This window comes from Fodinicola feengrottensis, from assembly GCF_010993775.1.
GTDB classification, from domain to species: Bacteria; Actinomycetota; Actinomycetes; order Mycobacteriales; family HKI-0501; genus Fodinicola; species Fodinicola feengrottensis.
The window spans coordinates 115,321-124,652 of sequence record NZ_WOTO01000005.1 but is presented as its reverse complement, the minus strand read 5'-3'; the positions used below and the strand labels follow the sequence as shown (position 1 = coordinate 124,652).

Below are 9,332 nucleotides of genomic sequence, written 5' to 3'. Positions count from 1 at the left end.
AGAGCGTATGGATCCTTCCAGAATCGAACGCTTCACCGCGCTTTACGACACGTGGCATCCGAATGTGCACGCGTACGTAGTGAGTCGCGCCGGCCGTCAACTCGCGGACGAAGCGGTCAACGACACCTTCATGGTCGCCTGGCGGCGACTTGACGACATACCCGAACCGACACTGCCGTGGTTGCTGGGCGTCGCCCGCAACGTGGTCCGGCAGCAGTTCCGGGCCACCGCGCGGGACGAGTCGCTGCAGGCCGAGATGGTGACCTGGGCGGCGGTCGAGCATCCCGCGAACGATATCGCGGACGGCGTCACCGAGCGGGCTGCCGTACTGCGGGCCCTCGCGTCGCTGCCGGAGGCGGACCGTGAGCTGCTCACCCTGGTCGCGTGGCACGGCCTCAGCTCGCGGGACGCGGCCAAGGTCGTCGGCTGCAGTCAACCCACCTACTTCGTACGGCTGCACCGCGCGCGCCGCCGCCTGGAGACGGCACTCGCCGACTCCGCCGCGGAGCCCGCACCAGCCCTGATACCTGCTTTCGCCAAGGAGATAGCCCGATGAAGAACGACGTCATGAACCAGCTGTCCGCGTCCCGCCCCGACCAGCTCGACCCACTCCCCGACCCGAACCGCCGGGACCGCCAGCTCCACGCTGCTTTCGCCCAGCCGATCGAACGGCGCTCGACCACCCGGCGAACCGTCGTACGCGCCGGGATCGGCTTCGGCGTGGCCACGGGGCTCGCCGGCGCCGTCGCGGTCGCCGTGCTGGCCACCGGTTCGATCTCTCGGCAGCCTGCCAACCACCACCCATCCGGCGGGCACCAACGCCCGGTCGTCCGCGCAGGACATTCTGCTCGCCGCGGCTGACAACTCCAGCAGTCAACCCGCTTCGGGCCGCTTCTGGCTGGCCCAAACCGTTGCCCTGGACGGCGAGATCGCCGGCCCGGCGGACAACCGCTACGCGATCGTCATCAAGGAGCGGTATGACGAGTGGGCAGCCAAGTCCGCCGCAGACGACAGCTGGCAGGTCCATCAGTACCTCGGTGCGGCACCTGCCACTGCCACCGACGCGGCTGCCTGGAAACGTGACGGCGCGCCATCGACATTCAACGTGCTTCCCCCGGCCGCGAAGAAGGGGGCGAAGCCCTATCCGCGGAGCGCGGCGCCGGGGAAGGCAGACCGCCTGAACACCAAGGGCATGGGCGACGACACCTACTGGCTGGGTGATGACAACAAACGCTTCACCGTCACCCAGCTTCAGGCACTGCCTACCAACTCGGCCGCGCTGAAGGCCTATCTCGTCGACATTTTCAAGAACCGCAAGCCCACCTCGGACGAGGCCTGGTCTCAGGACGAGTGGTTGTTCAGGGTTGCCAGCCAGATCCTCACCAGCCCGGTCACGGCCGGAACCCGCTCCGCCGCGTACAAGATGCTGGCGACGGTCACCGGTGTCAAGAGCCTCGGGACCACCAAGGACAACCAGGGCCGCAGCGGCGACACGGTGACTTTCACCTTCGCGAGTCCTAGCGGCAGCCGCGAAGACCGGCTGATCATCAGTCCGCAGACCGGCATGCTGCTGGCTGAGGAGTCGCTCCCTGTCGGCGCCGGCAACGGTGCGGCCAGCAGGCTCGTCGCTGGCACTGACTACCTGAGCATCGGCTGGACCGACGCGCCGCCGTCGCCACAGATTCCGCTGGCCACCGACCATCCGGGCGGCGGAGCCTGACCAGCGACCAACGTCCGGGCCGTTCCGTCCCACCGGAACGGCCCGGACTGTTTCAGTCAGTCGCCTTCGGGTGCCCCGTTCCGGCCCAGGTGATCCAGCCGATCCGGCGGGCCGGATCGGGGCAGTACCAGCTGCGACCTCCCGAGGTCACCTCGTACTGCCACTGCTCAAGGAGAGCGGAATTCACCTTGCGGACCGCGAAATCTCCTCGCAAGCGGTGCTGCCGTGCAGGCTTTTCCGCTTGTGTCTACTTGGTGGAGCCGACCAGGAGGCCGGAGACGAAGTGGCGTTGGAAGGCGAAGAAGACGATCGCGGTGGGGATCGCGGCGAGGATGGAGCCGGCGGCGACGACGACGTTCCAGTTGCTGACATAGCCGCCCTGCAAATTGAGTAGGGCAGCGGTGACCGGGAATTTGGCCTGGGTACGCAGAACCGTGATCGACCAGATCAGGTCGTTGAAGATCCAGGTGGTCGCGAGCGCAGCCAGTGCGGCCAGCGACGGGCGGCACAGTGGCATGATGATCCGCGCGTAGATCTGGACCGTACCGGCGCCGTCGATCTTCGCCGCGTCGGTGATCTCGGTCGGGATCGAGCGCATGAAACCGTGCAGCACGAAAGTGTAAAAACCAAGCCCAAAACCAACATGGATGGCAACAAGTCCGACCAGGCTGTCGTAGATGCCCAAGGACTCGCTGATCCGGGCCACCGGGATAAGCAGGATCTGCGGCGGCAGCAGGTTGCCGGCCAGCATGGTCAGCAAAATCGCGCGCCGGCCCGGAATGCGGTAGCGGCTGAGCGCAAAGGCGGCCATCGATGCCAGCCAGAGACTCAAAACCACCGCTGGCACGGTCACCTCGGCGCTGGTCACCAGCGCCAGGGCAATGCCGCCGTCGCCCACCGCGGTGACGAAACCGCCCAGGTCAAACGAATCCGGCAGGGCCGCGAGGCCACGCGCGGAAATATCGTCGAAAGACCGGACCGCTATGAGTACCACGAAAAGCATCGGCGCCACCCAGAGCAGCGTCAACGGTGTCATCACCGCGTGGAAAACCCAGCCGCGGCGCCGTTTCCGGGCAATCTTCACCGGTCGTACGGGCGGCTCTTTTGGTGGCGCTTCCAGCACGATCTGCGCGGCCATCAGTCCTCCTGCCGGGTGGCGCGGACGAGATAGGTAATGATGAAAAGGATCGCCAGCGCGAAGATCACCACCGCGATCGCCGACGCGTAGCCGAGATTCAGGAACGTGAATCCCTGCTCGAACATGTAAGTGCTGAGCAGCTCCGACGAGTGGTACGGGCCGCCCTGCGTCATCGCCCAGACAATGTCGAACGTACGCAACGAATCGATCACCGTGACCGCAAAGATGACCGTGTTCACGCCCCGCAGCTGCGGCCACACGACGTACCGGAATCGTTGCCACGGCGTGGTTCCGTCCACCGCCGCCGCATCATCCAGGGATGGGTCGCAGCCTTTCAGACCGGCCAGGTAGAGCACCATGACATACCCGACCTGCCTCCAGACGGCGGCGACCAGGACGGCATAAAGTGCGGTGTTCGGGTCAGCGAGCCACTGATGTTCCCAGCTTTTCAGCCCCACCAAGCCAAGAGCCGCGTTGATGGTGCCGTCCGGCTGATAAAGGACCCGCCAGAACAGTCCGGTGACGGCGAGCGAGAACACCATCGGCAGGTAGATCGCGCTGCGGTAGATGCCGACGCCACGGCGTGGCCGGTTCAGCGCCACCGCGAGCGCCAGCCCGCCGGCCACCGAGAGGCCACCGAAGCCGATCGCCCAGATCACGTTGTTTCCCAGCGCCTGCCGAAAAACATCGTCAGCGAACAGATCGGTGTAGTTCTTGGTCCCGACCGACAGCGGCGCGCCGAGGCCGTTCCATTTGGTCAGCGACAGGTAGAAACTGTTGATACCGGGCCAGAAAACCCAGCCCAGCTCGACCGCGGCCGGGATGAGCAGGAAAACCCAGACCGGCCACGGCACTCGACGGCGAACGCGCCGACGTACGACCGCCGAAAGCGCCACCGTCACGACGAGAGCACCTTCTGCGCCGACGACTGCCAGCCGGCCAGGATCGTCGAGACATCCTGGGGAGAGTCCAGGAATTTCGTCAGCGCGGTGTCGGCGGTGGTCTGCAGCTCGTCGCTGGAGTCACGGTTGAAGAACTGGGTGATCGCCTTCGCGCCAGTGAGCAACTGGACACCTTTTTGTACGAGCGGGGAGAATCCGGTCGTACTCACCAGCGGCGAGGTGGGCAGGTTCGACGAGTTGGACAGCTTGATAAAGGTCTCCTGGCTGGCCGGCGACGCGAGGAACGACAGCAAATCCTTGGCGCCGCTGACATTCTGCGACTTCGCACTGGCGAAGAACCCGTCGGTGGGCGCCTCCTCGGCGGTCGGCACGGCCGGATCGATGATCGGCACCTGGAAGAAGTCGATGTCGTCGACGAGGTTCTTGGGCACCGACTGGGTCACGAAAGCACCGATCAAATACATCCCGGCGCTCTGGTTCACCAAAGGGGTGACGGCATCCTGCCAGGAATATGACCCGGCCCTTGGGATCGAAGAACGGCAGCAGCTGTTTGTAGTAGTCCATCACCTTGCGCACTTCGGGGCCGTCGAAGGAATGTTTGCCGGCCAGCAGGTCGCGATGGAAGGTGGCGCCGTTGACCCGCAAGTTCAGGTAGTCGAACCAGCCGGACGCCACCCACGGCGTCGAGCCGGTGCCCATCGTCAGCGGATTGACGCCTTTGCTCTTCAATGTGTGGCAGAGCGCGATGAATTCGGTCCAGCTGGTCGCCGGCCGTACGCCCCATTTGGCGAACGCCGACTTCCGATAGAAAATCCCCCACCAGTAGTAGCTGGTCGGTACGAAGATCTGCTTGCCGTCGGCCGCACTGGACAGCTCACGCAACGCCGGCGAATAGTTCGCCAACGGCCCGTTCCCCTTCCACAGATCCGAAACGTCCAGCAGGAAGCCCTTCTTCGCGTAGTCGCGGGCGACCGATCCGGCGTACCAGGTCAGCACGTCCGGCGGGTTGCCGGAGTTCAGGTAGGTCGGCAGTTGGGCGCGGAAGGACTCGATCGCGATGGTGTTGAGGGTGACTTTCGCTTTGCCGTAGCCCTGCACGATCTTCGTCAGCGCGGCCTTGGGCGCCGCGTCGGACAGCGACGACTGCAGCACCAGAGAGTCCGAGCCGCCACCACCCGCGGTCGGCGCGGTCGCGCACCCGCCCAACACGGCGGCCGCCCCCCCCCCCCGAGGCCCGCCAGAAAAACCACGCCGGCTGACTTGACTGTGGATCATTGTGGACCCTCCCGGGCGCCAGCACTCGCCCGCAACCCATGCGGTGGGCGGGTGAACTCGTGTTTCGCAAAGGTTGCCGCGCCGGAGTTCCCACTGTCAAGATATCTTCGTAATTAATGAATAGTGGCGAGGGGATACGACCGGAATGGGGCAATACGCGGGGCGCGGAGTGCACGGGCAGACGGTCGAGACCATCGCCGGCCGGATCCTGTCCGGACAGCTCCCCGAGGGCGCCACCCTCGACCTCGGGGCGCTGCAGCACGAGTTCGACGTCAGCCTGACCGTGATGCGCGAAGCCCTGCGCGTGCTGGCCGCGAAAGGCATGATCGATGCCCGTCCCAAACGCGGCACGTTCGCCCGAGGGCCGACTGGAGCCTGCTGGACGCGGACGTACTGCGCTGGCAGTTCGGTCAGCGGGCCGAGCCCGGCCTCTTCACGGACCTGCATGACCTGCGCACCATCGTGGAACCCGGCGCGGCCCGGCTAGCCGCCGTCCGGCGTACCGACCAGGACCTGGCGCGCCTGGACGCCGGCCTCACCCAGATGTCCGCCGCCGCCGACCCGGCGGCCGCCGTCGTCGCCGACCTCGCCTTTCACCGCCTGCTGCTGGCCACCACTCACAACGAACTGCTGGTCCGGATGGAGGTGGTGATCGAAACCGGCCTCGCCGAACGGGACCGCATCGTGCACGGCGTACTCGCCGCCGACGACCCCGTCCCCAGCCACACCGCGCCGTCGTCGACGCCATCCGCGCCCAAGACCCCGACCGGGCCGCCCTCGCAATGGAGGAACTCCTGCTCAAGGCGGTCGCCGACGTGGCCAAGGCCTGGTAACTGTCCGCTGTTCGCGGAGGGCGAGGGCTAGACGGCGAGCCGGCGGGTGGAGACGCGGTGGCGGCCCTTCTTGGCGGAGGCCCGTCGGGACAGGATCAGGTTGCTGGTGAACAGGCCACCGGTGACCATCACCAGCGCCATGCCGGCAGCGACCAGGATCAGGCCCCAGCGGGTCCAGCCGCGGGTGTCGAAGGTGGCCGCGGCCGGCTTGGGGTTCACGCCGGGCGTTTGAGCGCCCTGGTCGCCGAAACCGCCGGTAGAGCCGATGCCGCCGTCACCGGCGCCGGGCACGGCCGGCTGGGTGGGCAACCCCGAGGTGGTCGAGCCCGGCCCGTACGTGGTGGGCGGGTACGACGGGTACGAACCCGTCCCGGGGGCGGTGTTGGTGTTGCTGTTGGCCGTTGGCCGCCGGAGTGGGCGACGGGGTCGGTCTCGGGGTGGCCGAGTGGCTCGGGGGGGCGTCGGGGACGCGGTCGCAACCGGGCAGGTCTTATTGATGTCCGGTGCGACCCCGGGCAGTGGTGCCGCGGCTGGCGGCGTGGAGGGCGGCGGGCCCGCGACGTACTTCCAGCCGACCACGGCACCATTGTCAACAGGGGAACTCTGCGATTGACCGGAGGACGCCCAGGCGCCATTGCCGGTCTTCGAGTACGCGAACACCCAGTAGCCGGACGCATTTGGGGTGCAGCCGTCCGCTGGAATGGTGTTGATCTTGCAGACATTCCGATTGGCGTCGAGACCGACCCGGTCCGAGTTCTTCCCCGTGGGGTCGAACTTGGCCATCAGTACGCCCACCGGCGTGATGCCGGAAGACCAGTCAGCACAGGAGACTGAGGGCTGTGGGTACCCGCCTTGGCCGCTGAAGTCGACTATGACGCCGACGTGCGAGCCGGCTGCCGCGTACGCACGCCCGCCGCCGAGGCCGATCGTGGCCAACGGTGTCCACGGTCCGATCGCGAGCAGGCCGGCGGCGAGGACCGCGACCAGCGCGGCCGGCGACCACCACTGACGCGAACCCCCGCGCGCGCGGCGACCACCTGGACGGTGAGCGGCCGGCATCGGCCATGACGTGGACCCCTCCTCGGACGGACAACAGTGGCCATTATTCAATACCGACGCACGGGTTCGGTAGGAAAGTTCCAGGCCGATTGCGGTTGATCCGGACCAAAAACTCAAACTCGCCCGATAGGGCACCTATTAAGTCACCTTTTGTCGGGCTAAATCAGCCGATCAGTGGGTTGCCGCAAATGCGTCCCGGGCACGCCGCATGTGAGCCAGCATCTCGGTACGGGCGACCTCGGGATCGCCGGAGCGGATCGCCGCGAGCAGCTGTCGGTGTTCGTCGATCAACGCGGTCGGCGCCGGGTAGGTCGACTGCAACTGCGCGAGGCACAGCTGCATCTCCTCATGTACGACCGCGTAGAGCCGACTCAACCGCGGGCTCCCCACCGCGTCGACCAACGCGATGTGGAAGTCGGTATGCGCTTGCACCCGCTGCGCCCAGCTGGCCTGCGGCCCCATCGCGGCTAGCCGGGCCAGCATCCGGTCCGCCGCCATGGCGTCGATCCCGCGCTCGGCCAGCGTGCTGACCGTCAGCAGCTCCAGCGGCGTGCGCATGAAATACAGGTCATCCACGTCCGCGACGGACAGCACCGGCACCCGCGCCGACCGGCCATGCTCGCGTACGAGCAGACCGCGGTTCACCAGCGTCTGCAGCGCCGCGCGGACCGTCGGCCGGGCCACCTCGTACCGCTGGGCCAGCGCGATCTCCGGGATCGGCTCCCCCGGCCGCAGCTGGCCGCCGAGAATCTGGCCGCGCAGCTCGGCGACCAACGCGTCGGTCGTACTGGTGACCTGGAGGGCGCTCACTCCGGAATGCTCTGCCCGTCCGCGAGGCGGGCCAAGGGCCACAGGTCCCGCCACATGTGGTCGGCCGCGACGCCGTCCGGCTGCCGCTCATGGTGCCGGTTGACCCAGGCGGTGGGTCAGGCCGAGCTTCTTCTTCGCCGGCGCATTGTCATATTTGAAGCCGAAAGCCACGTGCAGGACCCGATCCGCCGGCACCCCGATCCGCTCCAGCGCGTACGAAAAGAAGGCCACGTCCGGCTTGTACGTGCCCACGTCCTCGGCGGTGATCACGAAGTCGAACGCTACCCGGTGCTGGCGGATGCTGTGCGAAATGATGTCGCGGTCCGTGTTGGACAGGATGGCGAGCTTCATCCCAGCCGCCTTTGCCCTGGTCAGCGCCGGATAGGTGTCCATAAAGGACGGCCACGACCGCATCGCGTTGGCCAGGTCGCGCCCAAGGGTGTCGTCGTACGCCCAGCCGTGCTGCTCGCAGACCTCCGCGAGCGCCTGCGCCAACACCTGCTTGTACGTCCGATAGCCGCTGCCGAGGATGTCGAACTGGATGCGCTCGAACTCCCGCTGCAACTGCACCCCCGGCACCAGCTCGGCGTCGCCGTTGCGCAACGCCAACTGGTAGAGGAACTGCGCAGCCCCGCCCTCCCAGTCCGTCAACGTCCCGTAGTTGTCGAAGGTCACCACGTCGTACGGCGGCATGCTCACTCCTCTTGTCTGACTGTCATCCTGTCAGACAATATACGCTCCACCACGAGGAACGCCAGCCATATTTGCCAGGATCGAGCCTGAACGGCCAGCACCTCATCGGTCGCCGGCCGAACCACTGTTCTAACGATGCGGTGAAGCTGTCAGCACCACGCAGCAACGGTCCGCGGCCGGCTCGAGAACGACCTGGAGGCGGTCCGGCGCCAACGCACCGGCGAGCGCGCGGCGACCAGGGCGCGGTTCATCCGGCACACCAGCTCGGTATGCACCGCGGCGAGCGCGTGAAACGGGCAGTTCGCGAGCACCACGCGCTCTCGTTTTCGCGCCGTGGCTCGTATCCGTCTCGGCAAGGGCCTCAACCGCCGACCCAAGAACGTCGCCTTCCTGCCGTTTCGCAGCCGTACGACCAATAATCGCGCCCTGCGTGGCGGCCGCCTGGTCGAGCGCGTCCAACACCGGCGCGCCCGTCCGGGCCGCGTCGGTGATCGCGTCGGCCATCAACAGGCCGGCCAGCTGGTACTGGCGGCGCGGCAGGGACACCGAGATTTCGTTGGTTGCTCTGCGATAAAGCTTGGAAGGATGTCCAGCACCGGGCCCGGTGCGACCGTCGAGGCGGGCGTAGTCAGCCTCCAACAGGCCCTCCGCCGCCAGCTTGTCGAGGTGGAACTTCGCCTGATGCCGGGGCACCCCGACGGCGTCCGCGGCCTGGTCACGGCTAACCGCGGTGTCCTGACCACACACGAAAAAGTAGAGCTCACGGCGTACCGGCTCAGCGAGGGCACCGATCCCGGTCACGCTCCGCTCGAACTCACCCATCTTCCGCCTTCTCGCCGGCAAGTTGCTTGACGCTCCAAACCTCGTTCTCTAACGTAGAGATTAGTGTCCGTTAGAGCCGG

11 protein-coding genes and 4 pseudogenes are annotated in these 9,332 nt (G+C 66.8%); 5 read left to right on the top strand and 10 right to left on the bottom strand.

Annotation, left to right across the window (positions count from 1 at the left end; genetic code table 11):
* Positions 1 to 7: 7 nt before the first annotated feature.
* From GNX96_RS06155 to GNX96_RS06145, 3 genes are all read left to right on the top strand, one after another.
* Positions 8 to 556, top strand: coding sequence for an RNA polymerase sigma factor (locus GNX96_RS06155; RefSeq protein ID WP_163567345.1), 549 nt, complete (start codon positions 8 to 10; stop codon positions 554 to 556).
* The gene (locus tag GNX96_RS06150) at positions 553 to 861 is read left to right on the top strand and encodes a hypothetical protein (protein WP_163567344.1); all 309 of its coding nucleotides are present in this window, start codon (positions 553 to 555) and stop codon (positions 859 to 861) included. Before GNX96_RS06155 ends, GNX96_RS06150 begins: the two co-directional genes overlap by 4 nt.
* A gap of 244 nt (positions 862 to 1,105) precedes the next feature.
* Complete coding sequence (locus GNX96_RS06145) at positions 1,106 to 1,720, top strand: hypothetical protein (protein WP_163567343.1); 615 nt, start codon at positions 1,106 to 1,108, stop codon at positions 1,718 to 1,720.
* A gap of 52 nt (positions 1,721 to 1,772) precedes the next feature.
* Here GNX96_RS06145 and GNX96_RS49305 read toward each other — a convergent pair whose 3' ends face one another.
* The 6 genes and pseudogenes from GNX96_RS49305 to GNX96_RS62675 form a co-directional block, all read right to left on the bottom strand.
* Positions 1,773 to 1,907 (bottom strand): hypothetical protein, encoded by a 135-nt coding sequence (locus GNX96_RS49305; RefSeq protein WP_279579520.1) that lies wholly within the window; start codon positions 1,905 to 1,907, stop codon positions 1,773 to 1,775.
* 60 nt (positions 1,908 to 1,967) lie between these two features.
* Positions 1,968 to 2,858 carry a carbohydrate ABC transporter permease gene (locus GNX96_RS06140; protein ID WP_279579519.1) on the bottom strand — a complete coding sequence of 297 codons (891 nt, stop codon included), beginning with the start codon at positions 2,856 to 2,858 and terminating at the stop codon, positions 1,968 to 1,970.
* Positions 2,858 to 3,760, bottom strand: a complete 903-nt coding sequence (locus GNX96_RS06135; RefSeq protein ID WP_279579518.1) for a carbohydrate ABC transporter permease — start codon at positions 3,758 to 3,760, stop codon at positions 2,858 to 2,860. The genes GNX96_RS06140 and GNX96_RS06135 overlap by 1 nt, the downstream gene beginning before the upstream one ends.
* On the bottom strand, positions 3,757 to 3,924 hold the full coding sequence (locus tag GNX96_RS49300; RefSeq protein WP_279579517.1) for a hypothetical protein: 168 nt from the start codon (positions 3,922 to 3,924) through the stop codon (positions 3,757 to 3,759). Before GNX96_RS49300 ends, GNX96_RS06135 begins: the two co-directional genes overlap by 4 nt.
* 153 nt (positions 3,925 to 4,077) lie before the next feature.
* Positions 4,078 to 4,224 (bottom strand): annotated as a pseudogene (locus GNX96_RS62680) (hypothetical protein); the annotation flags it as partial.
* Between the two features lie 166 nt (positions 4,225 to 4,390).
* Positions 4,391 to 5,035: pseudogene (locus GNX96_RS62675) on the bottom strand (ABC transporter substrate-binding protein); the annotation flags it as partial.
* A 145-nt stretch (positions 5,036 to 5,180) separates the two neighbouring features.
* On the opposite strand from GNX96_RS62675, the gene GNX96_RS49295 reads away from it, so the two are divergent.
* Positions 5,181 to 5,522 (top strand): FadR/GntR family transcriptional regulator, encoded by a 342-nt coding sequence (locus GNX96_RS49295; RefSeq protein WP_279579515.1) that lies wholly within the window; start codon positions 5,181 to 5,183, stop codon positions 5,520 to 5,522.
* A pseudogene (locus GNX96_RS49290) lies at positions 5,498 to 5,868 on the top strand (FadR/GntR family transcriptional regulator). The gene GNX96_RS49295 and the pseudogene GNX96_RS49290 overlap by 25 nt, the downstream one beginning before the upstream one ends.
* A 27-nt stretch (positions 5,869 to 5,895) precedes the next feature.
* Here the strand turns inward: GNX96_RS49290 and GNX96_RS06120 are convergent.
* From GNX96_RS06120 to GNX96_RS06105, 4 genes and pseudogenes are all read right to left on the bottom strand, one after another.
* On the bottom strand, positions 5,896 to 6,927 hold the full coding sequence (locus tag GNX96_RS06120; RefSeq protein ID WP_163567342.1) for a hypothetical protein: 1,032 nt from the start codon (positions 6,925 to 6,927) through the stop codon (positions 5,896 to 5,898).
* Positions 6,928 to 7,098: 171 nt separating this feature from the next.
* Complete coding sequence (locus tag GNX96_RS06115; protein WP_163567341.1) at positions 7,099 to 7,737, bottom strand: GntR family transcriptional regulator; 639 nt, start codon at positions 7,735 to 7,737, stop codon at positions 7,099 to 7,101.
* A gap of 87 nt (positions 7,738 to 7,824) precedes the next feature.
* Positions 7,825 to 8,430, bottom strand: a complete 606-nt coding sequence (locus GNX96_RS06110) for an HAD-IA family hydrolase (RefSeq protein WP_279579513.1) — start codon at positions 8,428 to 8,430, stop codon at positions 7,825 to 7,827.
* Positions 8,431 to 8,559: 129 nt separating this feature from the next.
* Positions 8,560 to 9,252: pseudogene (locus tag GNX96_RS06105) on the bottom strand (helix-turn-helix transcriptional regulator).
* Positions 9,253 to 9,332 lie beyond the last annotated feature (80 nt).